This window comes from Flavobacterium crocinum, assembly GCF_003122385.1.
Classification (GTDB): Bacteria; Bacteroidota; Bacteroidia; order Flavobacteriales; family Flavobacteriaceae; genus Flavobacterium; species Flavobacterium crocinum.
Window position 1 is genome coordinate 582,311 of the sequence record NZ_CP029255.1, and the last position, 24,539, is coordinate 606,849.

The 24,539-nt window shown below is 33.7% G+C and carries 25 protein-coding genes; 14 read left to right on the forward strand and 11 right to left on the reverse strand.

The window, feature by feature from the left end; translation table 11 throughout:
- The first annotated feature begins 38 nt into the window (after positions 1–38).
- From HYN56_RS02825 to HYN56_RS02835, 3 genes are all read left to right on the forward strand, one after another.
- Positions 39–1,166: a hypothetical protein gene (locus HYN56_RS02825; RefSeq protein WP_109190788.1), complete on the forward strand. Its 1,128-nt coding sequence runs from the start codon at positions 39–41 to the stop codon at positions 1,164–1,166.
- Between the two features lie 212 nt (positions 1,167–1,378).
- Positions 1,379–1,717, forward strand: a complete 339-nt coding sequence (locus HYN56_RS02830; RefSeq protein ID WP_109190789.1) for a T9SS type A sorting domain-containing protein — start codon at positions 1,379–1,381, stop codon at positions 1,715–1,717.
- Between the two features lie 150 nt (positions 1,718–1,867).
- Positions 1,868–2,848 (forward strand): LuxE/PaaK family acyltransferase, encoded by a 981-nt coding sequence (locus HYN56_RS02835; protein WP_109190790.1) that lies wholly within the window; start codon positions 1,868–1,870, stop codon positions 2,846–2,848.
- 33 nt (positions 2,849–2,881) lie between these two features.
- Here the strand turns inward: HYN56_RS02835 and tyrS are convergent, their stop codons facing one another.
- Positions 2,882–4,177 carry a tyrosine--tRNA ligase gene (gene tyrS, locus HYN56_RS02840; RefSeq protein WP_109190791.1) on the reverse strand — a complete coding sequence of 432 codons (1,296 nt, stop codon included), beginning with the start codon at positions 4,175–4,177 and terminating at the stop codon, positions 2,882–2,884.
- 224 nt (positions 4,178–4,401) lie between these two features.
- Here tyrS and HYN56_RS02845 point away from each other — a divergent pair, with 224 nt between their 5' ends.
- Positions 4,402–5,400 (forward strand): NAD-dependent epimerase/dehydratase family protein, encoded by a 999-nt coding sequence (locus tag HYN56_RS02845; protein ID WP_109190792.1) that lies wholly within the window; start codon positions 4,402–4,404, stop codon positions 5,398–5,400.
- Here HYN56_RS02845 and HYN56_RS02850 read toward each other — a convergent pair.
- Genes HYN56_RS02850 through HYN56_RS02860 form a run of 3 tightly spaced genes read right to left on the reverse strand, consistent with a single transcriptional unit; the run spans position 5,393 to position 7,964 of the window.
- A complete protein-coding gene (locus tag HYN56_RS02850) occupies positions 5,393–5,878 on the reverse strand; it encodes a DUF4296 domain-containing protein (RefSeq protein ID WP_109190793.1) in 486 nt (161 codons plus the stop codon). The two genes, HYN56_RS02845 and HYN56_RS02850, sit on opposite strands and share 8 nt — an antisense overlap.
- A gap of 9 nt (positions 5,879–5,887) precedes the next feature.
- Complete coding sequence (locus tag HYN56_RS02855) at positions 5,888–7,228, reverse strand: dihydroorotase (RefSeq protein WP_109190794.1); 1,341 nt, start codon at positions 7,226–7,228, stop codon at positions 5,888–5,890.
- 10 nt (positions 7,229–7,238) lie between these two features.
- The gene (locus tag HYN56_RS02860) at positions 7,239–7,964 is read right to left on the reverse strand and encodes a polyprenol monophosphomannose synthase (protein WP_109190795.1); all 726 of its coding nucleotides are present in this window, start codon (positions 7,962–7,964) and stop codon (positions 7,239–7,241) included.
- Between the two features lie 106 nt (positions 7,965–8,070).
- Here HYN56_RS02860 and HYN56_RS02865 point away from each other — a divergent pair, with 106 nt between their 5' ends.
- The 3 genes from HYN56_RS02865 to HYN56_RS02875 all read left to right on the forward strand — a co-directional run bounded on the left by HYN56_RS02865 (position 8,071) and on the right by HYN56_RS02875 (position 10,209).
- The gene (locus tag HYN56_RS02865; protein WP_109190796.1) at positions 8,071–8,739 is read left to right on the forward strand and encodes a DUF4271 domain-containing protein; all 669 of its coding nucleotides are present in this window, start codon (positions 8,071–8,073) and stop codon (positions 8,737–8,739) included.
- Positions 8,740–8,753: 14 nt separating this feature from the next.
- The gene (locus HYN56_RS02870; protein ID WP_109190797.1) at positions 8,754–9,503 is read left to right on the forward strand and encodes a uroporphyrinogen-III synthase; all 750 of its coding nucleotides are present in this window, start codon (positions 8,754–8,756) and stop codon (positions 9,501–9,503) included.
- Between the two features lie 235 nt (positions 9,504–9,738).
- Positions 9,739–10,209, forward strand: a complete 471-nt coding sequence (locus HYN56_RS02875) for an Lrp/AsnC family transcriptional regulator (protein WP_008465121.1) — start codon at positions 9,739–9,741, stop codon at positions 10,207–10,209.
- Between the two features lie 148 nt (positions 10,210–10,357).
- Here HYN56_RS02875 and HYN56_RS02880 read toward each other — a convergent pair whose 3' ends face one another.
- From HYN56_RS02880 to HYN56_RS02890, 3 genes are all read right to left on the reverse strand, one after another.
- Positions 10,358–11,044: a zinc metallopeptidase gene (locus HYN56_RS02880; protein ID WP_109190798.1), complete on the reverse strand. Its 687-nt coding sequence runs from the start codon at positions 11,042–11,044 to the stop codon at positions 10,358–10,360.
- 104 nt (positions 11,045–11,148) lie between these two features.
- On the reverse strand, positions 11,149–11,778 hold the full coding sequence (locus HYN56_RS02885; RefSeq protein ID WP_109190799.1) for a response regulator: 630 nt from the start codon (positions 11,776–11,778) through the stop codon (positions 11,149–11,151).
- A 16-nt stretch (positions 11,779–11,794) separates the two neighbouring features.
- Complete coding sequence (locus tag HYN56_RS02890; RefSeq protein ID WP_109190800.1) at positions 11,795–13,783, reverse strand: sensor histidine kinase; 1,989 nt, start codon at positions 13,781–13,783, stop codon at positions 11,795–11,797.
- A gap of 167 nt (positions 13,784–13,950) precedes the next feature.
- Here HYN56_RS02890 and HYN56_RS02895 point away from each other — a divergent pair, with 167 nt between their 5' ends.
- Positions 13,951–14,352 (forward strand): MmpS family transport accessory protein, encoded by a 402-nt coding sequence (locus HYN56_RS02895; protein ID WP_109190801.1) that lies wholly within the window; start codon positions 13,951–13,953, stop codon positions 14,350–14,352.
- Between the two features lie 78 nt (positions 14,353–14,430).
- On the opposite strand, the gene HYN56_RS02900 is transcribed toward HYN56_RS02895, so the two are convergent.
- From HYN56_RS02900 to leuS, 4 genes are all read right to left on the reverse strand, one after another.
- Positions 14,431–15,027 carry a hypothetical protein gene (locus HYN56_RS02900; protein WP_109190802.1) on the reverse strand — a complete coding sequence of 199 codons (597 nt, stop codon included), beginning with the start codon at positions 15,025–15,027 and terminating at the stop codon, positions 14,431–14,433.
- Positions 15,014–15,487, reverse strand: coding sequence for an RNA polymerase sigma factor (locus tag HYN56_RS02905; protein ID WP_109190803.1), 474 nt, complete (start codon positions 15,485–15,487; stop codon positions 15,014–15,016). The genes HYN56_RS02900 and HYN56_RS02905 overlap by 14 nt, the downstream gene beginning before the upstream one ends.
- A 1-nt stretch (position 15,488) precedes the next feature.
- Positions 15,489–16,337, reverse strand: a complete 849-nt coding sequence (locus HYN56_RS02910; RefSeq protein ID WP_109194703.1) for an alpha/beta fold hydrolase — start codon at positions 16,335–16,337, stop codon at positions 15,489–15,491.
- 492 nt (positions 16,338–16,829) lie between these two features.
- Entirely contained in the window at positions 16,830–19,694 is a 2,865-nt protein-coding gene (leuS, locus tag HYN56_RS02915; RefSeq protein WP_109190804.1) for a leucine--tRNA ligase, read from the reverse strand.
- 187 nt (positions 19,695–19,881) lie between these two features.
- Here leuS and HYN56_RS02920 point away from each other — a divergent pair, with 187 nt between their 5' ends.
- The 6 genes from HYN56_RS02920 to HYN56_RS02945 all read left to right on the forward strand — a co-directional run bounded on the left by HYN56_RS02920 (position 19,882) and on the right by HYN56_RS02945 (position 24,371).
- On the forward strand, positions 19,882–20,478 hold the full coding sequence (locus HYN56_RS02920) for a molybdopterin-dependent oxidoreductase (protein ID WP_109190805.1): 597 nt from the start codon (positions 19,882–19,884) through the stop codon (positions 20,476–20,478).
- A 505-nt stretch (positions 20,479–20,983) separates the two neighbouring features.
- Positions 20,984–21,859, forward strand: a complete 876-nt coding sequence (locus HYN56_RS02925; RefSeq protein WP_109190806.1) for a cell division protein FtsX — start codon at positions 20,984–20,986, stop codon at positions 21,857–21,859.
- Positions 21,860–21,972: 113 nt separating this feature from the next.
- The gene (locus tag HYN56_RS02930) at positions 21,973–22,227 is read left to right on the forward strand and encodes a DUF3098 domain-containing protein (protein ID WP_109190807.1); all 255 of its coding nucleotides are present in this window, start codon (positions 21,973–21,975) and stop codon (positions 22,225–22,227) included.
- Positions 22,228–22,306: 79 nt separating this feature from the next.
- Positions 22,307–23,104, forward strand: a complete 798-nt coding sequence (locus tag HYN56_RS02935; RefSeq protein ID WP_109190808.1) for an undecaprenyl-diphosphate phosphatase — start codon at positions 22,307–22,309, stop codon at positions 23,102–23,104.
- Positions 23,104–23,799 (forward strand): tRNA pseudouridine(55) synthase TruB, encoded by a 696-nt coding sequence (truB, locus tag HYN56_RS02940; RefSeq protein ID WP_109190809.1) that lies wholly within the window; start codon positions 23,104–23,106, stop codon positions 23,797–23,799. Before HYN56_RS02935 ends, truB begins: the two co-directional genes overlap by 1 nt.
- Before the next feature lie 8 nt (positions 23,800–23,807).
- On the forward strand, positions 23,808–24,371 hold the full coding sequence (locus HYN56_RS02945) for a hypothetical protein (protein WP_109190810.1): 564 nt from the start codon (positions 23,808–23,810) through the stop codon (positions 24,369–24,371).
- Positions 24,372–24,539 lie beyond the last annotated feature (168 nt).

A 24,539-nucleotide genomic window follows, 5' to 3' on the forward strand; every position in this document is an offset into this window, starting at 1 on the left:
TTTGCCTCAAATAAATAAAACAATTAAACACAACAAAAATGAAAAAAAGTTTATTTGCAATGGCTGCAATATTAGGACTTGCTTTAACAAGCTGTAGTTCTGATGATAACAAAAACACGAACAACAGTTCTTTTGTTTTAAAAGTTGACGATTTAAAAGGAGAAATTAAAGACGGTACAGTAACTTTAGACCCTACTCAAACTTATACTTTAACTGGAGGTTTAATCGTTAAAGGTGGAGCTACTTTAGTAATTCCTGCCGGAACCGTAATCAAAAGTTCTGCTACTGCAGAAGCAACTTCTTTATATATCGCTGTAGAAAGAAACGCTAAAATCAACATCAATGGTACTGCTGCTAAACCAGTTGTTATGACTTCTGGAAAAGCAACTCCTGCTCAAAGTGACTGGGGTGGATTAATCATTGCTGGTAACGGTAAAGTAAACACTGGAGACAATGGTACTTCTGAAGTAGGTGGTTTAAGCTACGGAGGTAATGACAACACAGATTCTTCTGGAAACATTAACTTCTTGAAAATTTCTTACACAGGTTCTAAATATACTGCTGAAAAAGAATACAATGGAGTTTCTTTCTTCGGAGTTGGTTCTGGAACTGTAGTATCTGATATCTACACTTTCGAAAGTGGTGATGATGCAATTGAGTTCTTCGGAGGAGCTGTAAACGCTACTAACTTAGTAATGATCAACTCTTATGATGATTCATTAGATTTCGCTGACGGATGGCAAGGTACTGCTACAAATGTTTACATTAGCGGTGTTACTAAAGCTGGTGTTGAAGGATCTACTAACGCTAAAGATCCTAGTGGAGCTGTTCCAATGACAAATGCTAAAATCAACAACATCTCTATCGTTAAAGGTGGTGCTTCTTTCTTAGCTGACGAAAAAGCTATCAACTACAAAGAAGGTGGTGGAAAACAAACTTACACAAACTTATACGTTGCTAACGGAATGCCTGCAGATCTTGTAAAATTATCTACAGATGCTGGTGTAACTGCTAACTTAGCTGCTGGTAACTTTACTATCACAAACTACACTTTCGGAGCTTCTATCACTAACTTAGCTGGTCCTAAATTAGCTGGAACAACTACTGGTGCAACTGGTGCTGGTGCTGGTGCTGATTTGCCAACATGGGCTAACTGGACTAAATAATTAAAAGTTCAATACCAAAATAAAAAAAGCTGTCTGAAAATGTTTTCAGACAGCTTTTTCATTTTTAGTATATTTTACTCTGAAAATATACTTTTGCTCTAGTAATAACTTCGAGCACAAAATGTTAAAAAATATCCTAAATTTCAGGATATTTTTTTTTGGCGTACTTTTTGTAATTTTTTTTGTATATTTACGATATCCAAATACACGCGATGGCAAAAAACTACTTTTATATTACTTTCTTATTGGCATTTTTCTTTACTGTAAGCGTTTCAGCGCAAGACAGCAAGCAATTACCAAAACCTCAGGAATCTACATCTATTGAGGGTCTCAGCTTGTACCCTAACCCTGTTACAAATGGAAAAGTGTATATCTCTTCTAAAAACGATTTAGAAAAGGAAATTATTGTGTTTGACATCTTAGGAAAAAAAGTATTGCAGGCTCATTTGGTATCTAAAGAACTCAATGTTTCGGATTTGCCTCCGGGAGTTTACATTATAAAAATTAGCGAGCAAAACGCATCTACAACTCGAAAACTCATTATACGATAATATAAAAAAGCTCTTTAGAGCTTTTTTTAGTTTACAGTATTCAGCATTTTAGTAATCAGTATCATTGTAACGTGTAAATCTTGACATAAACTGAACACTAAAAAACTAAACACTGAACACTAAAAACAATATCTTTGCAAAAAAAAAGTTTTGATTACAGCCAACGATATCTTTACCATTTCGAGTCAGAAACAATTTGAAAAAATAGCATTAAAAGTGTTTCGTTTTCAGCACGAGAATAACAAAGTGTATCGTGATTTTTGTGATTTTCTAAAAGTAAATCCACAGCAGGTAAAATCATTACAGCAAATTCCTTTTTTACCCATTCAGTTTTTTAAGAGCCACGATGTAGTTTCGAATAACGATCCTGCCCAAGTTACTTTTACCAGTAGTGGTACAACCGGAATGATTACAAGCCGGCATTTAGTGACCGATGTTTCCCTATATGAGGAAAGTTACCGCAAAGGATTTTCTCAGTTTTATGGCAACATTGAAGATTACGTTGTTTTAGCCCTTTTACCATCTTATTTGGAGCGTGAAGGTTCTTCGTTAATTTATATGGTAGAAGACCTGATAAAGCTCTCGAATCAGCCTGAAAGCGGATTTTATCTGCACAATCACGATGACTTAATCAAAAAGTTAACAGAATTGGATGAAGCAGGACAAAATGTAATCTTAATTGGAGTTACTTATGCTTTGTTAGATTTAATCGAAAAGCACCAATTCAACCTTCAGAATACCATCATTATGGAAACTGGAGGAATGAAAGGAAAACGCAAAGAAATGATTCGTGAAGAATTACATGAAATCTTATGTAAAGGTTTTGGCGTTTCTTCTATTCATTCGGAATACGGAATGACCGAACTTTTGGCACAGGCATATTCTTTAGGAGAAGGTATTTTTGAATGTCCGTCCTGGATGAATATTTTGGTTCGTGATCCTGAAGATGCACTTAAATATGTAGATAATGGAAAAACCGGCGGAATCAATGTTATTGATTTAGCCAATATTAATTCCTGTTCATTCATTGCAACCCAGGATTTAGGCAAAAAATATCCCAACAACTCTTTCGAGGTATTGGGACGTTTTGATAATTCTGATATTCGTGGTTGTAATTTGATGGTGCTTTAAAAATTTTAATTGGTTTTGAAATCAATTAAAAAGTTAAACCACTCTAATCACAAAATAGTTTTTCTTTCCACTTTGCAATAACACAAACTGATTGTTGATTAAATCGTTTGTTGTCAAAGTAAAATCTTCTTTTATTTTTTCTCTGTTTACCGAAATAGAATTTGCTGTCAAAGCTCTTCTTGCTTCTCCGTTAGATTTAAAGAAACCTGTTTTTTCGTTTAAAACAGTAATAATATCCAATCCGTTTTCTAAATCTGCTTTTGCGATTTCAGCTTGTGGAACTCCGTCAAAAACTTCTAAGAATGTTGCTTCATCCAGTTTCTTCAAATCTTCAGCTGTTGAATTTCCGAATAATATATTGGATGCCTGAATTGCTTTTTCTAATTCCTCTCTGTTGTGAACAAAAACAGTAATTTCTTCAGCCAGTTTCTTTTGTAAAACTCTTAAATGCGGCGCTGTTTGATGTTCAGCAATTAATGCATCAATAGTATCTTTATCCAAGAAAGTAAAGATTTTGATATATTTCTCTGCATCAACATCTGTTGCATTTACCCAAAACTGGTAGAATTTGTATACAGAAGTTTTATCTGCATCCAACCAAACATTTCCTCCTTCAGATTTTCCGAATTTAGAACCGTCTGCTTTTGTAATCAAAGGCGTTGTCAAAGCATAAGCTTTAGCATTCTCACCTCCCATTCTGCGTACTAATTCTGTTCCTGTGGTAATATTACCCCATTGATCAGAACCTCCCATTTGCAGGACGCAATTGTTGTTTTTATATAAATGATAAAAATCGTAACCCTGAATTAACTGATATGTAAACTCCGTAAAAGACATTCCCTCGCCTTCTCCGCTAAATCTCTTTTTTACAGAATCCTTAGCCATCATATAATTTACAGTGATACGTTTTCCAACTTCACGTGCAAAATCGATAAAAGAGAATTCTTTCATCCAATCGTAGTTATTTACCATTACTGGTGCATTTGCTTCGGTTGAATTAAAATCTAAGAAACGAGACAAGACACTTTTGATTCCGGCCACGTTTTTAGCTAAAGCTTCTTCATCAAGCAAGTTTCTTTCATCAGATTTACCAGAAGGATCTCCAATCATTCCAGTTGCTCCACCTACTAAGGCAATCGGTCTGTGACCAAAATTCTTTAAGTGAACCAATAAAATAATCTGAACCATACTTCCAATATGCAGTGAATCTGCCGTTGGATCAAAACCGATATACGCAGAGGTAGCTTCTTTTAGTAATTGTTCTTCCGTTCCAGGCATACTATCATGATATAACCCGCGCCATTTTAATTCTTCAACTAGATTCTTCATTTTTTAAAATAATTTGCGCAAATGTAATCAATGTCAATGGTAATGGCAAAAAAGTCTGCCACGAAGACACTAAAGCATAAAGTATTTGTTCTTTTACTATGAAAGTATCATGTAAAATAAAAAACTTTGCGCCTTAACGCCTTTGTGGCAAAGTCCAAAAAAACCTTTGCAACTTTGTATCTCTGTAACTTTGCACCTTAAAAGCAAAAACTTATCTTTACAAAATGGTATTAGTAACTGGAGGAACTGGTTTAGTCGGCGCGCATTTATTACTTCATTTAATTGAAAATGGAGAAAATGTTCGGGCAATTTACAGAAGTCAAAACAACATCGCGAAAACCAAATCGGTTTTTGATTTTTATAAAAAAACAGATTTGTTTGAAAAGATTAATTGGCTTGAAGCCGATATTCTGGACGTTCCTTCACTTGAAACCGCTTTTATCGACATTACACAAGTTTACCATTGCGCCGCTTTGATTTCGTTTGACCCAAAAGACGAAGAAAACCTTAGAAAAACCAATATTGAAGGAACTGCAAACATGGTCAATTTTTCTATAGCCAAGGAAATAGAAAAATTCTGTTTTATAAGCTCCATTGCCGCTTTAGGTGATATTGCGCCCCACGAAACACACATTACAGAAGAAACAGACTGGAATCCCGAAAAACCGCACAGCGATTACGCCATCTCTAAATACGGAGCTGAAATGGAAGTTTGGCGCGCACAGCAAGAAGGCTTGAATGTTATTATTGTAAATCCGGGTGTTATTTTAGGCCCGCCAAAAATGATGCATGTTTTTGAACAAGGAAGTAGTGAGATTTATCAAAAAGTAGCAAAAGGCCTTTCGTTTTATACTCTTGGAAGCACTGGTTTCATTACTGTTGATGATGTTGCCGCAATAACTTTTAAATTAATGAAAAGTGACATCGTAAACGAACGCTTTACTTTAATTGCAGATAATATAGTTTTCAAAGATATTCTGGATACTGTTGCTGATACTTTAAAAGTAAAAAGACCTCATATTCATGCTAAACCATTTTTCATGAATACTTTATGGATTTTGGATGGAATATTTTCAACTTTATTTTTCAAAAAAAGAAGTATTACCAAAGCAACTGCAAAAGCTTCTTATTCTAAAAATTTGTATTCTAACGAAAAAATAAAAACCGCTCTGAGAACGGTTTTTACTGATGTTCATTATTATATTAAAAACAGTTTTATTTAATCTGTCTTCTGTGTTTTCTTTGCTCCATTTTAATGGAATCAAGATTAATTTTCGGAACCGTTTTTCGAATTGAATCTTCTTTTTTCAATTCTTTTGGCTTATTCTTATTTGCTTTAGCTGCTTTTTTCTCATCAATTTTAGCCAGGGAATCTGCTGCTCTTTGATTTACCGCTATTCTTTTATTCACTTCAGCAAACATATCACTATACTTTTCATAATCTGAAGCATAGTACATGTTATTCTGAGCAAACTGAAGACTGTCTACTTTGTATTTCTTCAAAATAAACTTTGTTGGATCGCTCTCTACCGAATCTAAAGACAAGGGCTTTTGATAACGCATAGCTTCCAAAAGCGATAAATCATACATAATATCAATCATCTTTTCTTTCTCAATAAGTTTTGCAGGCTCTTTTACGAGCTCTTTCTTGCAGCTTACAGAAAGAAATAAAACCAATACTATTACTATAAAATTCTTCATAGTTGTTTTTTATCTGTCAAACAATAATCTTTTTCCGGCTCTGGTATCTTTTACTTTAAAATTATTATACACCAATTCTCCGTTTACAAAAGTATGCGTAATTCTGGATTTAAAAGTATATCCTTCAAAAGGAGACCATCCACATTTATAAAGAATGTTTTCTGATTTTACATTCCACGGCAAACTTGGATTTACGATTACTAAATCGGCATAATATCCTTCTTTGATAAACCCTCTTTTTTCGATTTTAAAAAGTTTAGCCGGATTATGGCACATTTTCTCCACGATTTTCTCCACGCTGATTTTCCCCTGATGATGTGCTTCAAACATGGCCACAACCGCATGCTGTACCAACGGACCTCCAGAAGGCGCATTTAAGTAAGACTGCATTTTTTCTTCTTTTGTATGAGGAGCATGATCTGTTGCAATAACATCGATTCTTCCATCATTTAAAGCTTTCCAAAGTTCTGCACGATCATCGGCTGTTTTAACTGCAGGATTCCATTTGATGAAATTTCCTTTTGTTTTATAATCTTCATCTGTAAACCAAAGATGATGCACACAAACCTCAGCGGTAATTTTTTTCTCTTCTAACGGAATTTTATTGGTAAATAATTCCATTTCTTTCGCTGTTGAAAGGTGAAAAATATGCAATCTCGCTCCGGTTCTTTTAGCTAAAGCCACCGCTTTTGAAGAAGAAATATAACAAGCTTCAGCACTTCTGATCAAATTGTGAGCCGTTACAGGAACGTCATCTCCATATTGTTCTTTAAATGCTGCAAGGTTATTCTTGATAGTCGTTTCATCTTCACAGTGAACTGCAATTAACATTGGAGTGCTTGAAAAAATCTTTTCTAAAACTGCTTCATTATCTACCAGCATATTTCCTGTTGAAGAGCCTAAGAAAATTTTAATTCCGGCAACATTTTTTGGATTGGTTTTTAAAACTTCTTCCAAATTATCATTTGTTGCTCCCATCATAAACGAATAATTCGCAAATGATTTTTGAGAAGCTATCTGATATTTATCTTCTAATATTTCCTGAGTAACTGCATTGGGAACCGTATTGGGCTGTTCAATGAAAGAAGTAATTCCCCCTGCAACAGCAGCTCGGGATTCAGACTCAATATCTCCTTTATGCGTTAATCCCGGTTCTCTGAAATGTACCTGATCGTCTATTGCTCCCGGCATTAAATAATTACCTTCGGCATCTACAACAATACAATCTGATGTTTTTAATGAAATGCTGTCCGCAATTTCAACAATCAGATCGTTTTCAATTAAAACATCACCTTCAAAAATTGTCCCTTCGTTTACAATTTTGGCATTTTTTATTAAAATCCTATTCATCGTGGTTGGTTTATAATGAATTGACTAATTTTCTTAATCTTAGCGAAATTACTCCAAGTATTGCTTCTTTAATAATGGCATTACTCATTTTAGAAACTCCTTTTGTTCTGTCTGTAAAAATAATAGGAACTTCTGTGATTTGAAATTTAGCGCAGTATGTTCTGTATTTCATTTCAATTTGAAACGCATACCCCACAAATTTTATTTTATTCAGATTGATTTTCTCCAGAACTTCTCTTTTGTAACACACAAAACCGGCTGTAGCGTCGTGAATCTTCATTCCGGTAATAAATTTTACATAAACCGAAGCAAAGTACGACATCAAAACGCGGCTTAAAGGCCAGTTCACCACATTTACCCCTTTTACATAACGAGAACCAATTGCTAAATCTGCTCCACCAAAATGGCAGGCATCATACAGCTTTTCAAGATCATTAGGATTGTGAGAAAAATCGGCGTCCATTTCAAAAATGAATTGATACTCTCTTTCCAATGCCCATTTAAACCCGTGAACATAAGCGGTTCCTAAACCGGATTTTTTAGTTCTTTGTTCTAAAAAAAGTTTATCCGGAAATTCTTCCTGTAAAGCAATTACTTTTTTTGCTGTATAATCGGGAGAATTATCATCGATAATCAGTAAATGAAAAGCTTTATGCTGTGAAAGTACAGCTCTTACTATACTTTCTATGTTCTCGATTTCGTTGTATGTGGGAATTATGACAATACTATCATTCATTTTTTCTGGGTAATTTCACGGCAAAAGTAAACTTTTTATAGCATTTGATTCATAATAAATATATAATAAAAGTATTGCATCAAAAAATTACTAATTTTGTAACGCTATGATTGAACAACTTCATCCTCGAATTCTGGAAAACAAAGACTGGGCAACACTTTTATTTGTGCTGACCTTTGCTGTTGTTGCCATGACAAAATCGGCTTACGAAACTAGATTCAGTGAATTTAGTAAACTTATTTTTTCTGATAAATATGCTAAGATTTATCGTGACAACAGTCACATGAAAAGCAGTTTTACAGTTGGTTTGTTTTTTGTACAGATTGTCTCGTACGCATTTTTCATTCAGCTTACGATGAACATTTTTGGATATGCTTCTAAAACCGACTGGATTTTGTTTATTCAGATTGCCACTTTCCTTCTTTATTTCATTTTAGGAAAATATTTAATCGAGAAAATTGTAGCCACTTCCTTTAATATTGATGATTTTGTAGAGCTTTTTAACTTACAAAAAGTAACTTACAGGACTTATATCGGCGTTTTAATCCTTCCAATTAACGCTATTTTGTTCTATTACAATAATATTCCGCAAATTATACCGCTTGGAATCATTGGTATTTCGCTGTGTATTAGCGTATACTCTTACTTTATTTCAATTAAAACATATCAAAACGTAATAATCGGCAAGTTATTTTATTTTATTTTGTATCTTTGCGCTCTTGAAATAGCCCCTTATTATTTTCTTTATTATTGGATAACAAAAGGGAGTGCTTAGAAAATGTTTATAATATGAAAGTGAAAACAATTTTGGTGTCACAGCCTGAACCTAAAGTGGAGAATTCTCCTTACTTTGAGCTCCAACAAAAACACAAAATAAAAATTGATTTCAGACCATTTATTCATGTGGAAGGGGTTAGCGCAAAAGAGATTCGATTACAAAAAATCGATCTTAATCATTACACTGCGATCATTTTAACAAGTAGAAATGCTGTAGATCATTTTTTTAGAGTTGCTGATGAAATGCGTTACAAAGTTCCAGAAGGATTGAAGTATTTTTGTCAATCTGAGGCTGTCGCTTTCTACCTTCAAAAGTATGTTGTGTACAGAAAACGTAAAATTTACGTTGGAGCAAAAGATTTTGCAGATTTATCTCCGCTAATTAAGAAGTACAAAGACGAAAAGTTTTTGCTTCCAGCATCTGACCAGTTAAATGCAGATGCACCTGTAACATTAAACAGTCTAAAAGTAGATTGGGCACAAGCTATATTCTACAGAACTGTAATGAGTGATTTATCTGATTTAGCAGACGTTTATTATGACGTTTTAGCTTTCTTCAGTCCAACCGGAATCAAGTCATTGTTTAAGAATTTCCCGGATTTTAAACAAAATGATACTCGAATTGCTGTATTTGGAAGCACCACTCAGAAAGAGGCTTTAGACCATGGTTTAAGAATTGATATTCTTGCTCCAACTCCCGAAACGCCTTCTATGACAATGGCACTTGAAAAATACGTTGCAGAAGCAAACAAAGGAAAATAAACCTGACCAAGAGAAAAATATTTAAATTCCAAATTCCAACTTAATCAATTGGGATTTGGAATTTTTCTTTTTTAACCAATTCCTGATCTCCGTTGGTTTCCCGTGGCTGAAACCACGGGCTATGTTTTTGAAATTTGGAATTTCCATTAGAAGAATTTTATTCTTCCTTCATTTTAACTACATTTGATTTCTATTCCAAACCCAAATCACAAAAAATAGTTTCAAATTGTAAGTTATGAAAATCAACTCCCTCTTAATTGAAATTGACGGAATCGACAAAGAGATTCTCCGTTACTTAATGGATGATGCCAGAAAGCCAATTCTGCAAATTGCCAATAAAATCGGAATTTCCGGTGCTGCAATTCATCAGCGATTAAAAAAACTGGAGCAATCAGGCGTTATTTCCGGATCAAAATTTACAGTAAACCCAAAAGTTTTAGGTTACAACACCATGGCTTTTGTTGGAGTTTATCTGGACAAAGCCTCCAGAAATTCTGAAGCAGTAAAAGAACTAAGAAAAATCCCCGAAGTTTTAGAATGTCATTATACTACCGGAAACTGGTCGGTTTTAATTAAAATTATTTGTCGTGATAACGAACATTTAATGCAGCTTTTAAACACCAAAATTCAAGCTATTGAAGGTGTTTCAAGAACCGAAACTTTTATTTCTCTAGATCAGCAAATTGACAGGCAAATTCAGCTTTAGAAAAAAAGAAATTTCAATTTTCTAAAACCCAAATTCCAAAAACATAACCCGTGGTTTCAACCACGGGAACGAAAAGAGTAAAAAAGAAAAATTCCAAACCCAACAAAATTGGAATTTGGAATTTTATGATATTGAAAATTAAATTTATTTAGTTCCTTCTATTGCCTGCGTAAATCGAGATATAGTACAACAACGTTGCTATAGATCCAATTGCTGCCACTACATAAGTTCTGGCAGCCCATTTTAAAGCATCTTTTGCACCAGCTTGTTCTTCCTGAGTTAGCATATGTTTGTTTTCAAGCCATGCTAAAGCTCTGTTACTTGCATCATATTCTACCGGAAGTGTAATGATAGAAAATAAAGTTGTTGCTGCAAAAATGATAATTCCAATTAACAACAACCCCGGAAAGGCTTTGATCATTAAGATTCCGGCAAGTAAAATCCATTGTACATAATTCGATGCTACACTTACAATTGGCACTAATTTAGAACGCATAGTTAGCCACTCGTAACCAATTGCGTGCTGTACTGCGTGACCGCATTCGTGTGCTGCAACTGCCGCCGCGGCAGCATTTCGATGATTATAAACCGCTTCACTTAAGTTTACTGTTTTATCTGAAGGATTATAATGATCTGTTAACTGACCCGGAGTCGAAATCACACGAACATCTGTAATTCCGTTATCGGCAAGCATTTTTTCAGCGATTTCTCTTCCGCTCATTCCATTTCTTAACTGTAATTTCGAGTATAATTCAAATTTACTTTTTAGCTGAGAGCTTACCAGCCAGCTGAATAACATGATAGCTCCAGCAATAATTAGGTATCCTGATCCCATTTTTTTTTGTTTTTTTTGATTGAAAATTAAAGTTACAAAACAAACATCAAATTGTGAACCAATTTAACAAAATGCCATTTTGACATTTTTACGGCTCTTCTGTCTCAATTCAGCATATTATTTTTAAGCAGAAAAGCGATTAATTCTGCCACATTTTTCATTTTATATTTCTGAAGAATATTTCGACGGTGCGTCTGGACTGTTAGAAAACTCAAAAACAAATCATCTGCAATTTCCTGAGTCGATTTTCCCTGCGAAAGCAATAATGCAATATCACGTTCCCTGCGACTCAAAGCCGGAATACGTTCTAATTCTTCAGACAAAGGCTGACTTATGATTGTTTTTACTTCTTCGCTAAAAACGATTTCACCGCCAATGGCTTTATAGATACAATTTTTGAATTCATCGAAAGAGGCATTTTTAAGAATATATCCATTTCCTCCATTCTGAATGAACTGCATAACCAAACTTCTTTCAGACTGACTGCTCATCCCTATAATGACAATTTTAGGATGCTTCTGTTTGATTGTTTTACACAAATCAACCCCATTGATTACGGGAAGAAAAATATCCATCAAAATCAAATCTACTGTATTATCTTCTATATAATCTAAAAGCGCTAAGCCCGATCCAAATTTTTCCACGATTTTGATGTTTTCCAAATCAGACAACAAACCTGCGATTCCTGAAATTACAATCGGATGATCGTCTACAATTACTGTTTTATATATCATATTTTTTAAACTCTAATTAAACCTTCAGCTCTATATAAGTTGAAGTTCCTTTATTGATAACAGAATCAATTTCTAATTTCCCATTCAAAAATGCAACACGGTTTTTTATATTTCGCAGTCCCATTCCTTCACGTTTCTGCGCATGTTCAACATTAAACCCAATTCCGTTATCTTCAACTGTAATAAAATAAACATCTTTATTTTGCGAACAGGAAACTAAAATTTGTGTGGCTTTTGCATATTTTAATGAATTATTCAAAAGTTCCTGAATAATTCGAAAAATCGTTACTTTAAAATGTTCAGGTACACTGGTTTTTTTTATCAAATACTGTAATTCAATCACCGTTTCTGAATTAGAATAAGATGCGCATAAATCTTTTAATGCATGTTCTAAACCTAATTTCATTAAACTTTCCGGCATTAAATTCTGCGAAATATTTCGAAGTTCTTTAATAGAATCGTTAAGCATTTCGTTGATATTCGGATTGTTTTCTTTATTCTCGCGGTCAGCCAGATTCAGATGCATTTTTAAACCGGAAAGCATACTGCCCAACCCGTCATGTAAATCTCTGGCAATTCTTTTTCTCTCAATTTCTTCTCCCTGAATCAGAGCGTTTGAAATGGATAATTTCTTTTCATTTTCGAGCACATCCAATTCTTGTTTATGGTTGACCTCTTTTTGAAAACTTAATTTTTTCTGATAATTATTCCAGCTCCATAAAAACAAAACGGTCAAAAACAGCAGAAAGGAAAGCACTGCAAAAAGCATCGAATTCAATCTATTGTTATTGACCTGCAGCACTGCTTTTTCATTTTCAGACTGTAACAAAGAGATTTTTTTTTCGCTTTCAGCTTTTTTGTATTTGGCCTCCAATTCGACAATCTCATTTTTTAGCTTTGCATCATTAAGACTGTCATTTATTACATTGTATTTATTAGAATAATAATATGCTTTCGAATATTCTTTCGTTGCATTATAAACCTTGGATAATTCTTTATAGTAATTCTTTTTATCTACTATAAAAGGTGTATTGGTTATTAAATATTCGATATTACTTTTTGCTCTATCATAATTTTTAAGTTTAAAAAGCACTTCATATTCGGCAAATTTCAATCGGTTTAAAGCAACCAGATTATTGTGTCTTGCAGATGATTTTATTCCTTTATCAAAACTCATCAAAGCTTCAGTATGTTTATTTTGTTTGGCATAATAAATCCCTTCCGAATAAAAATAAGAATCATTCAAATTCGATTCCGGATAATCCTTTAAAATCTCAAATGCTTTATCGAGAATACTTTTAGCATCATAAAAATGTTTGAGTTCTACTAAATTCTCTGCATTTATGATATAGGTCTCCATTTTGGATTCTGCGAGTGTAGCCGACTTTTTAGTCGTACTTTCAATATATTTCTGTGCCTGATCGAGGTATTCTGCCGCTTTTTCCCTTTCATTATTATTCATAAAAATAATAGCTACAGCTTTACTCAAACCACTGATTAATTCATAATCACCACTTTTTTTCGCAATCGGAATGGCTTCGTTTACCAAAAGTCGCATATAGGCATTTTCCTTATTCTTATGTTGTTGTAGAATTCCGTAATTCTGCAATACAATAGCGCGAAGCCTATAAGCTTCTTTATAACGGTATTTTTTTAGTTTTTCATTGGCTTCCAGCAAAGCTTTTTCATAACCTTCCAAATCTCCTTTTTCAGCAAAACTATAAGCATTGTAATAAAGAGCCGCATCTTTTATAAAAGGAAATTTTGTTTTCAAACGGTTTGCCTGTTCCAGATATTCTTTATAGCTCTTAACATCCTGAACCATCAAAAACAATTTAGCCAGTCTAAAACTGTTCAAACTCTTAATACTGTCTGATTTTACATTTTTAGTATAATTCACAATACTATCAATGTAGGCCGTATCATCATCTAACGAAAGAATTACCTGAGAATAGGAAAAAGCAGAAAAGCTTAGAAAAAGCAGTAAGGCGTGGATTTTCTTCATAAATGGGGCATTTACTCAAAGTTATTAAAGCTTAATGACTTTCGAAAAGAAAATCCTTGCTTTTACCTGATATCAGGTAATAAAAAATACATTTTATCAGGTATTGCCGTCCGCATAATAAGAATCTAACTTTGTTTTGTTATGAATATTAATTAAAGAATTTTATTATGAAATCAGTTTTGAAAACTTTAGCAATTGTATTGACTCTTGCTTTTACAGCAGTTTCTTGCAGTAGCGATAATGATGATAATGGCTCAGGAAATAACTCAAGAGACATAAGATATGAAATTACTGGAAATTACACAGGAACTGCTTCTGTTACATATTTTGAAAAAGGAGGAAATGCATTAAATGAAGACCTTACTAAACTTCCTTGGACTAAAGAATTTACTGCAGAAGCAAAATCTGTAGGAGCATCATTAAGTGCTAGCGGATATGGTGGTCAGGCTGGACAAACATTAACCGGAAAAATTTACATTGGAGGAAAATTAGAGAATGAATTAACTGCAACAGCAAATAGTGACGGAATCATTGTATTATCTCTTACTCCTTATGTTTTTCCTCTTTAAAGGTTAGTTTTAGAATTTAGATTTAAGTTTTTGGTAAAAAGAAAGCTTCGTAGGGGAAATTACGAAGCTTCTTTTTTTTTATGATTCTAATTGATTGTTAACTTCTTCAAATTTTTCTATTAGACTATTCAATTTACTTTGTTGTTTTTTTATTTGTTTCGGGCGAATATAAAACCAGTTAAACAACATCCAAAGCAGAGTAATTCCATAAGTCAAACTTGCTCCCAAAAATGACATTCTGCTTGCATATTCATACATATACAAACAGATTCCAATAGTTAAAGCAATAAAATAAAAACTCATCATTTTAGTTTGTAGAAATTGCTGCTTCTTTTTTATTTCAATCAATTTCTGAAGATAATCATGATTGCTTTGTTCTGCATCAATGCTATTGTAAATTTTCAATAATCGATTATAAACCAAAACATAAATCACCATTGCCAGTATTGTTAAAACAATTCCTATTTTGGTCGAGATAAACTGGGGCTGATAATACATCCAGATAAAAATTATAAATGCACCGGTTGCAAAAAGCAAAATATTAGTAATCCACAAAGAGCGTAAAGCCGTTTTTTTAAATTTACCAACTCTCAAAAGTAAATCTTTCATATCGGGCTGACTTACGGATTGTTTTTTCCATAAATCTTTAAAATCTATATTATTATCGTTTTCCATTTTCTTTAAATTTTTGAGTCAGTTTTTCTTTGATCCTGTGAATTTTCACTCTAACATTTGCATCTGAAAGACCAACTATTGTCGCAATTTCTGACTGTTTTACATCTTCTAATTCCAGCGAAATAATAATACGCTCTGTTTCGGGCAACTCAGCAATGCACTTGTATAAAAACTGAATTTGCGGTTCTAATGAAGTTTGTTTTTCTTCTGAAAGATGAATCGGAAGTTCTGATTTTGGGAAACGTTTTTGCTTTTCAATCTGTCTTAAACAATTGTTAGAAGCAATCCTGAAAATCCATGTCCCAATCGCCGATTCGTTTCTAAAAGTTTCCAGTTTCTGCCAGACAATTATAAAGGTTTCCTGAGCTAAATCCTGGGCTGCATCATAATCATTCACAAATCCCATACAAAGTCTGAAAATTCTATCCCAATATGTTTTGTAGATTTCTTCGAATTCCATTTTAAGATTTTAAAAAATGATTCAATTGTGCCAAATACCAGGTTGTGTCATCATACATTATAAAATGCAAGCCTTTGCTGGCATATTGAAAATTGGCTGTTTTCAGGTTTGTATACTGCCCTTCAATTGCTGGTTTTAAATTTATAAAATAATATTCTAATAAAATTAAAGACGGACATTTTATAGCTGCAATTTTATCTCTTAAATCGGTATTGAAAAAATCACAATACATTTCAGCAAATGTTGTTCGATCTGATTTTACGCTCCAATCTACAACCATATCCAATTTCGATTTATCTTCTAAAAGCCTTGGCATAGTTTGTTTCTGCATGTCGCGAAACTGAGTCTCGTTCATGGCTTTCATTTGAGTAACCATTGGCGAACAGTCATTGTTTTCTTTTGATTTAAAAGACGGATCGCTCAAAGCCGCCAAACAAGGCAAAGCATCTACCACTACAATTTTACCTGTCAATTCAGGATAATCAGAGGCAATTGCTAAAGCTAATCCACCGCCCATACTATGACCAATCAAGATTGGTTTTTCAATTTTATTGTCTCTGATGTACGATGCAATTCCATTTTTCCAATTTTCAAATGAAGGATTTGGCTGTGGCTTTACTCCGGCAAATCCGGCCATTGTTAATGTATAGCAAGTAAAATCTTTCTCGAAAGCAGCTCGGGTTTCATTCCAAACCTCTCCAGCAGAAGCAAATCCGGGAATGAATATAATAGTTTGTTTTCCTTTTCCGGTTTTAAGAACTTCAAAAGGATATGATTTTGTTTGAGCGAAAACATTTAGACATAATGCTGAGAATAAGAATGCGATAATTAAGATGATATACTTTTTCATTTTTAATAGTTTTAAGTTGTTAATTAAATCGGATCCGTGCTTTTGATACGGCAACTATTAAAATGTTACAATGCATTTAAAAATTTTCAATAATTAAATTCCAAATCCCAATGTTTACGGGGGAAAATTCCAATAAAAAAAATTAAAACTCCAATGCTTGGTGTGTTTTTTAACCGCAAGGTACGCAAAGAGTTTACGCAAAGAACGCGAGTTATTTTGCTCGCAAAGCCGCTAGGTCGCAAAGTTTTTCCCCAATCTTGTCATCCTGAGAAACGAAGGATCACACAAGATATTCCGCAAACTGAATCGCTCATCTTTGTCGAGTTTCGCGTGTGATCCTTCGTTCCTCAGGATGACAAACTAAGCGATTTTAAAAATAAAAATTCGTGTAAATTAGTGCAATTCGTGGCAAAAAATTAAACACAAAAAAAATCCCAAACCCCAATCGTAAAATTGGAATTTGGAATTTTAATTATTGGAATTTTAAAATAATTAACCGACTAGGTTAATTATTTTCCCAGGAACAATAATCACTTTGTTTGGCGTTCTGCCGTCTAAGTGTTTTTGAGTTCTTTCGTCTTTCATAACGATTTCTTCGATTTGTTCTTTGGTTAAATCCAAAGGCAATTCGATTGTGAAACGCATTTTTCCGTTGAAAGAAACCGGGTATTCTTTATTAGTTTCAACTAAGTGTTTCTCTTCAAAAATTGGGAACGCCACTTCTGAAATTGAAGTTGTGTTTCCTAATTGTGACCATAATTCTTCAGCGATATGCGGTGCATAAGGCGAAACTAAAATCGCTAAGGGCTCTAAAATCGCTCTTGAATGACAGTTTTGAGAAGACAATTCATTCACACAAATCATAAACTGAGAAACCGAAGTATTGAAAGAGAAATTCTCGATATCTTCTGCTACTTTTTTGATGGTTTTATGCAATGATTTCAAATTGTCTTTTGTTGGTTCGTCGTTGTTTACGATTAAACCGTTGTCATCAAAATACAATCTCCATAGTTTTTTCAAGAAACCAAATACTCCGGAAATTCCGGCAGTATTCCAAGGTTTTGCCTGTTCCAACGGACCTAAGAACATTTCGTATAAACGTAATGTATCCGCTCCATATTCTGCGCAAATATCATCTGGCGTTACTACATTGTAATATGACTTAGACATTTTTTCCACTTCGCGTCCTACAATGTATTTTCCGTTTTCATCCAAAACAAATTCAGCCGTATTAAAATCTTCTCTCCAAGCTTTGAACTTTTCAATATTTAATTCATCTGAAGAATTAACAAAATTTACATCAACACGAATTGGCTGTACATTTTGACCTTCAATTTTGTTTTTAGAAACAAAAGTATTCGTTCCTTCCAATCGGTAAACATAAGCCGTTGTACCTAAAATCATTCCCTGATTGATCAGTTTTTTGAATGGCTCTTCGGTTGGAGCAAAACCTTTGTCTTTTAAGAATTTGTTCCAGAAACGAGAATACAATAAATGACCCGTTGCGTGCTCGCTTCCTCCAATGTATAAATCTACACTTTCCCAGTAAGCCAAAGCTTCTTTGCTTGCAAATTCATTTTCATTGTGAGCATCCATATAACGCATCCAGTACCATGAACTTCCCGCCCATCCTGGCATAGTGTTCAATTCTAAAGGAAAAATAGTCACATTGTCAATCAACTGCGTACTAACTACTGAACACTTAACACTGTCCCAAGCCCAAACTGCTGCGTTTCCTAATGGTGGTAAACCATCTTCAGTTGGCAAGTATTTCTCAACTTCCGGCAAAATAATTGGCAAATGCTGAGACTCGATCATTTTTGGTAATCCATTCACATAATAAACTGGGAACGGCTCACCCCAATAACGTTGGCGAGAGAAAACAGCATCACGCAAACGGTAATTGGTTTTACCTTTTCCTTGTCCGATTTCTTCTAACTTTTCAATCGCTTTCTGAGTTCCTTTTTTATAATCTAAACCATTTAAGAAATCAGAATTTGCGATTTCAACGTTGTCTTTTGATCCGTAAGCCGCTTCAGAAATATCAACATTTGCGAAAATGTTTTTGATTTCCTGCATTCCGTTCTGACCTTTAAAGAAATTAGCAAAAGCGTAATCTCTTTCGTCTCCGCAAGGAACCGCCATTACAGCACCTGTTCCGTAACCTGCTAAAACATAATCTCCAATCCAAACCGGAATTGGTTCTTTTGTAAATGGATGTTCCGCATAAGCACCAGTAAATGCACCCGAAATGTTTTTTACATCGGCCATACGCTCACGCTCAGAACGTTTTGCTGTTTTTTCGATATACGCTTCAACTTCTGCTTTTTGTTCAGGAGTTGTAATTTTAGCCACCAAATCATGTTCTGGCGCCAAAGTCATAAAAGTTACTCCAAAAATTGTATCAGGACGAGTTGTGAAAACTTCAATTACTTCGTTATGATCTTTCACATTAAAAGTTACCAAAGCTCCAACCGATTTCCCGATCCAGTTTCTTTGTGACTCTTTAATTGACTCGCTCCAATCGATATCATTTAGACCTTGAAGCAAGCGTTCGGCATAAGCAGAAATTCGCATACTCCATTGTGTCATTTTTTTTCTTATAACAGGAAAGCCTCCACGCTCTGAAACTCCGTTTACAATTTCGTCGTTTGCCAAAACAGTTCCTAAGCCAGGACACCAGTTTACTTCGGTTTCTGCCAAATACGTTAATCTATATTGTAAAAGAATTTTTTCTTGCTCATCTGATGAAAAAGAGTTCCATTCGCTTGACGGAAAAACAGCAATATTATCGTCAGAAACTGCATTTACATTTGCATTTCCTTCTTTTTCAAAAATTGAAACTAAAGTTGAAATATCTTCTGCTTTGTCTGTATTTTTATTGTACCAAGAATTGAACAACTGGATAAAAATCCATTGTGTATGTTTGTAATAATCCGGATTTGACGTACGCACTTCACGTGCCCAGTCAAAAGAAAAACCGATTTTATCTAATTGTTTTCTATAACCAGCAATTTGTTTTCCTTCTTTGTCAACACCACCGTCAATATTTACACGTGTTGTATCTTCCGGACGTTGTCCTGTCTGAATTGCATATTGTTCTGCAGGCAATCCGAAACTATCGTAACCCATTGGGTGCAAAACATTGAAACCCTGATGTCTTTTGAAACGAGAATACACATCTGAAGCAATATACCCCAGCGGATGCCCAACGTGTAATCCTGCTCCGGACGGATAAGGAAACATGTCGAGAACATAATGTTTCGGCTTTTCAGAGTTATTTTTTGCTGCAAAAGTTTGATTTTCTGCCCAATATTTTTGCCATTTGGCTTCAATTTCGTTTGGATTGTACTTCATTTCTAAGTGACTAAGATTCTAAGTTACTAAGGTTCTAAGCTTTTCACTAAATTATTTTAGCGGCAAATTTACATTTATTGTTGTTTGTTACAAAGCTATTTCACTGGCAAACAAATAAAATAACAAAATACTTATTCAAATTAAGTAAAAATACGTAATATTGAATCTCCATTAACTATTCCATTTTATGAAAACAAAAAACTACATTTTAATTCTATTCATTGCTTTTTCCTGTTCCATGTGCAATTCTTCCAAAAAAGATAAAGAAGAAACTGTTTCTGTTGAAAAAATATCAGATAAACCGAAACATGAACATACCGTTCTTACGGCCGAAGACAGTTTAAAACTTGCCAATCATACTATCGAAATAAAAGGAGAAGTTGAAAATCAACTGCAATTAACTGTCGATTCTTTGAAAAAGATGAAAGTAGTAACTATTGAAAATCTCAAAATAACTGGTAAAGGAGGCGCAATTAAAAGAGAGGTTAAATCTTGTAAAGCTGTTCTTTTGAGAGATATTTTAGATAAAGCAAAAATCAAACAAACCGATCATAAAGACAGAAACTTCTATATTGTAGAAAGCGCTTCCGACGATTATAAAGCTACTTTTTCATGGGCAGAAATTTTCAATAATCCAACGGGAGACAATGCTTACATCATCTTCGAAGAAAATGGCAAACCAGTGAAAAACGGTGAAATGATTGGGCTGTGCAAAAATGATATTGCAAGTGGGCCTCGTCATGTTTATTGGTTAAAAAGCATAGAGGTTTATAAGGTTAAATAAGATTGTGAGATACTAAGATTTCTTTCTTAACCGCAAGGCACGCTAAATTTTAATCAAACTATACGTTTACAAAACGCAAGGTTCGCAAAGCTGTATTTTAGACAAAGCTTTGCGAACTTTACATTTAGACAAGTTTCAATATATTTTTTTTAAATCTTATTGTCAAACATAACCCGTGGTTTCAACCACGGGAGTACAAATTGTAACCATGATTGTGTTCCCGTGGTTGAAACCACGGGCTATATTTAAAATACAAAACGCAAGCTTTGCTTTTCTAGCCACAGATTAAAAGGATTAAAATGATTTTTAAAATCTATGTGAATCCTTTTAATTTGTGGCTATACTTTTTTACTTTGCGAACTTTGCGGTTAAATTTAACACGAAGCTTTACGGTTAAACTCTCATTTTTTCAATATCTAAATTATACTTTTAATTATAAAAGTTTGTTATTAACTTTAAATACAGGAAATACTTTATTATTTTTACCACATAATTTAAGCAGACTATGAGTTCTAACTTTGATAAATTTCAAAAACGCAGGTTAATTTCCTCTTATTTTTCGGTAGTGTTAAGTGTATTCTTGGTTTTATTCCTTTTGGGAGTACTGGGATTATTCATTATCAATTCTAAACAGCTGGCAGACGACTTTAAAGAAAAAATCGCGATGACGGTTTTTTTCAAAAATGAAGCAAATGACAGTATTATCAAAGCATTTGATACCGAATTAAAAAGAGCTCCTTTTGCACTTTCTCATGTTTATGTTTCTAAAGAAAAAGCGGCAAAAGAACATACTGACATTATCGGAGAAGATTTCCTTACTTTCTTAGGAGAAAATCCTTTATTGAATTCATACGATATTCATTTAAAAGCAGATTATGTTGAAAGAGACAGCATTGTGAAAATTGAAAATCGTCTGCGTAAAAATGCTATGATTTCTGATATTGTTTACGATAAACAATTGGTAAATCTGGTAAATGACAACATCAAAAAAGTAAGTATGTGGATTTTAATTGTCAGTGGTTTCCTTACCGTTATTGCTGTTTTATTAATAAACAGTTCACTTCGTTTATCAATACACTCTAATCGTTTTATCATTAAAACCATGCAGATGGTTGGAGCTACAAAAGCGTTTATCCGTAAACCTTTTGTAATGCGAAGCGTAAAACTTGGAATGCTTGGTGCCGGTTTAGCCATCATTGCTTTAATCGCACTTTTACTGTATGTAGACACTAATTTCCCTGGTTTAGGAATTCTAGAAGACAAAGCCTTAACTGGTTTGGTTTTAATTGCCGTTTTCGGATTAGGTGTTTTAATTACTTGGGTAAGTACACATTTTGCAACTCAGCGTTTCCTTAACTTAAGAACTGACGATCTTTATTAATTTTAGATTTCTGAATTTAGATTTTAGATTTTAAAAAGTGCCTTCGATTTCGCTCAGGCTGACAAATAAATAAAAAAACACCCTTGCTATTAAAGGGAAACAAAATATAAAAAATGAAAAATAACAATAAAGAAGAACAACAAGTTCAAAAACAGGAATTCCTTTTTGACAGCATCAATTACAAAATCCTTTTAATTGGTATTGCTGTTATTGCCATCGGATTTATTTTAATGTCTGGCGGAGGAAGTAAAGATCCAAATGTTTTTAACGAAGATATTTTCAGCTTTAGACGTATCCGTTTGGCACCGACAACTGTTTTAATTGGTTTCGGAATCACGATTTATTCTATTTTCAAAAAATCTAAATAAATAGATTTGTAGATTTTAATAATCTGAGCAAAGCGAAAGAAATAATCTAAAATCTGAAATCTAAAATCTAAAATTCTAAATGAATACATTACAAGCTATTGTTCTTGCTATTATTGAAGGAATCACAGAATTTCTGCCAGTATCTTCAACTGGACACATGATTATTGCGTCTTCTTTTTTCGGAATTGCGCATGATGATTTTACTAAACTTTTTACCATTGTAATTCAGCTTGGTGCCATTCTTTCTGTGGTAATTTTATATTTCAAACGTTTCTTTCAAACCTTTGATTTTTACTTTAAACTTTTAGTTGCTTTTATTCCAGCGGTTGTTTTAGGATTACTTTTAAGTGACTTTATTGACGGTTTGCTGGAGAATCCTGTTACTGTAGCTGTTTCACTTCTTCTTGGAGGAATTATTTTATTGAAAGTAGACGAATGGTTTAACAAACCAAACGATCCGGAAGTTTCAACTGAAATTACATACGCAAAAGCATTAAAAATTGGCTTGTTTCAATGTTTGGCCATGATTCCCGGAGTTTCACGAAGCGGAGCCAGTATTGTTGGAGGTATGGCTCAAAAATTGACCAGAACTTCGGCTGCTGAATTTTCTTTTTTCCTTGCAGTTCCAACTATGTTGGGAGCTACAGCAAAAAAATGTTACGATTATTACAAAGCAGGTTTTGAATTATCTCACGATCAGGTAAACATGCTTATTATTGGAAATATTGTGGCGTTTATTGTCGCACTTTTGGCTATCAAAACTTTTATTGGATTCTTAACTAAAAATGGTTTTAAAGTTTTTGGTTATTACAGAATTCTTGCCGGAATCATTTTATTACTGATTCACTTTTTCATTCACCCGCTTACGATTATATAATGACACCTGAAGAATATTTAAACGGACAAGTTTTATTGATTGACAAACCATTAAAATGGAGTTCGTTTCAAGCTGTCAATAAATTAAAATACCTTTTAATTAATAAAGTTGGACTTCCTAAAAAGTTCAAAATTGGTCATGCCGGAACTTTAGATCCTTTAGCAAGCGGACTTTTATTAATCTGTACCGGAAAATTCACAAAAAAAATATCGGAGCTTCAAGGTCAGGCAAAAGAATATACCGGAACTTTTTACATTGGAGCCACTACTCCATCTTATGATTTGGAAACTGAAATCGATCAGACTTTCCCAACAGATCATATTGATGAAGCTTTGATTCATGAAACGGTAAAACAATTTTTAGGCGAAATTGATCAAAAACCGCCTATTTTTTCGGCAATTAAAAAAGATGGTGTTCGTTTGTACGAGCATGCACGCGCCGGAGAATCTATAGAAATTGAGAGCAGAAAAACAACTATCCACGAATTTGAAATTACAAGAATCGCATTGCCTGAAGTAGATTTCAGAGTCGTTTGCTCTAAAGGAACTTATATTCGTTCACTTGCTTACGATTTTGGAAAAGCGATGAATTCAGGTTCACATTTGACTGTTTTACGCCGAACTAAAATTGGTGATTATGATGTCAAAAATGCAATCGATATTACTTTGTTTGAAGAAGAACTTTTAAAAAAATAAAATCCTGTATGAAAAGAATTTTACTGACTATTGCGTTTATTACTTTTTTTAATTCTTTCATATACAGTCAGATAACTAAATTCACTTATACCCAATTTGATATTGCAGTTTCTATAACCGGAAATCCTGACAGAGATAATTACTATTACGAACCTGAATCGACTTCTACAACTGCCTTTTTTGTTCCAAATGGACTTGGTTCACAAATTGGCTATGGAGTTCATTATAAAAAATGGCTAACATTAGGAGTTCACAGCGGTATTGACTGGAAATGGGATAACAAAATTGTTGCTGTACCCGTTTTTCTAAATCTGGGTTTTAGTCCAAAAGTTGGTCCGGAAACCCGAATTATGCTTCAGGCCGGTTACGGAAAAGGATTTGCTTTAGGTCGTGGAAATTTAAACGGAGAATACAAAAAACTAAAACTTGGAATTGGTTCAGATGATTTTATCATTTTTGCTGAAATAAGTGATTATGCTTTTCCGCTTCATGACCAAAAAAGTATTGGTGGCATCTCTTTTGGCGTAACACTTCAGGATTTCTTTTATTATAAATCCGAAACCTCAGAATAACTGCTTTCTAAAAATAAAAAAGCACATTACATAAAAACATAATGTGCCAGGCTCTTGTAATAAGTAATGCTATTTCATACTTATCCTGAGTTAATAGTGAGGCACATTTTTTCCTCCAAATAAAAATTGAGAGAAGAAATCATAAAACCTTTCGAATAACTTTTTCAT

Excerpts from the sequence above, each read along its gene's own strand:
- HYN56_RS02935 (WP_109190808.1), top strand. The coding sequence starts at position 22,307 with ATGAATACATTACAAGCTATTGTTCTTGCTATTATTGAAGGAATCACA.
- truB (WP_109190809.1), top strand. The coding sequence starts at position 23,104 with ATGACACCTGAAGAATATTTAAACGGACAAGTTTTATTGATTGACAAA.
- HYN56_RS02930 (WP_109190807.1), top strand. The coding sequence starts at position 21,973 with ATGAAAAATAACAATAAAGAAGAACAACAAGTTCAAAAACAGGAATTC.
- HYN56_RS02895 (WP_109190801.1), top strand. The coding sequence starts at position 13,951 with ATGAAATCAGTTTTGAAAACTTTAGCAATTGTATTGACTCTTGCTTTT.
- HYN56_RS02825 (WP_109190788.1), top strand. The coding sequence starts at position 39 with ATGAAAAAAAGTTTATTTGCAATGGCTGCAATATTAGGACTTGCTTTA.
- HYN56_RS02865 (WP_109190796.1), top strand. The coding sequence starts at position 8,071 with ATGATTGAACAACTTCATCCTCGAATTCTGGAAAACAAAGACTGGGCA.
- HYN56_RS02900 (WP_109190802.1), bottom strand. The coding sequence starts at position 15,027 with ATGGAAAACGATAATAATATAGATTTTAAAGATTTATGGAAAAAACAA.
- HYN56_RS02925 (WP_109190806.1), top strand. The coding sequence starts at position 20,984 with ATGAGTTCTAACTTTGATAAATTTCAAAAACGCAGGTTAATTTCCTCT.
- HYN56_RS02885 (WP_109190799.1), bottom strand. The coding sequence starts at position 11,778 with ATGATATATAAAACAGTAATTGTAGACGATCATCCGATTGTAATTTCA.
- leuS (WP_109190804.1), bottom strand. The coding sequence starts at position 19,694 with ATGAAGTACAATCCAAACGAAATTGAAGCCAAATGGCAAAAATATTGG.
- HYN56_RS02870 (WP_109190797.1), top strand. The coding sequence starts at position 8,754 with ATGAAAGTGAAAACAATTTTGGTGTCACAGCCTGAACCTAAAGTGGAG.
- HYN56_RS02830 (WP_109190789.1), top strand. The coding sequence starts at position 1,379 with ATGGCAAAAAACTACTTTTATATTACTTTCTTATTGGCATTTTTCTTT.
- HYN56_RS02845 (WP_109190792.1), top strand. The coding sequence starts at position 4,402 with ATGGTATTAGTAACTGGAGGAACTGGTTTAGTCGGCGCGCATTTATTA.
- HYN56_RS02875 (WP_008465121.1), top strand. The coding sequence starts at position 9,739 with ATGAAAATCAACTCCCTCTTAATTGAAATTGACGGAATCGACAAAGAG.
- HYN56_RS02920 (WP_109190805.1), top strand. The coding sequence starts at position 19,882 with ATGAAAACAAAAAACTACATTTTAATTCTATTCATTGCTTTTTCCTGT.
- HYN56_RS02890 (WP_109190800.1), bottom strand. The coding sequence starts at position 13,783 with ATGAAGAAAATCCACGCCTTACTGCTTTTTCTAAGCTTTTCTGCTTTT.
- HYN56_RS02860 (WP_109190795.1), bottom strand. The coding sequence starts at position 7,964 with ATGAATGATAGTATTGTCATAATTCCCACATACAACGAAATCGAGAAC.
- HYN56_RS02850 (WP_109190793.1), bottom strand. The coding sequence starts at position 5,878 with ATGAAGAATTTTATAGTAATAGTATTGGTTTTATTTCTTTCTGTAAGC.
- HYN56_RS02855 (WP_109190794.1), bottom strand. The coding sequence starts at position 7,228 with ATGAATAGGATTTTAATAAAAAATGCCAAAATTGTAAACGAAGGGACA.
- HYN56_RS02945 (WP_109190810.1), top strand. The coding sequence starts at position 23,808 with ATGAAAAGAATTTTACTGACTATTGCGTTTATTACTTTTTTTAATTCT.
- HYN56_RS02905 (WP_109190803.1), bottom strand. The coding sequence starts at position 15,487 with ATGGAATTCGAAGAAATCTACAAAACATATTGGGATAGAATTTTCAGA.
- tyrS (WP_109190791.1), bottom strand. The coding sequence starts at position 4,177 with ATGAAGAATCTAGTTGAAGAATTAAAATGGCGCGGGTTATATCATGAT.
- HYN56_RS02880 (WP_109190798.1), bottom strand. The coding sequence starts at position 11,044 with ATGGGATCAGGATACCTAATTATTGCTGGAGCTATCATGTTATTCAGC.
- HYN56_RS02910 (WP_109194703.1), bottom strand. The coding sequence starts at position 16,337 with ATGAAAAAGTATATCATCTTAATTATCGCATTCTTATTCTCAGCATTA.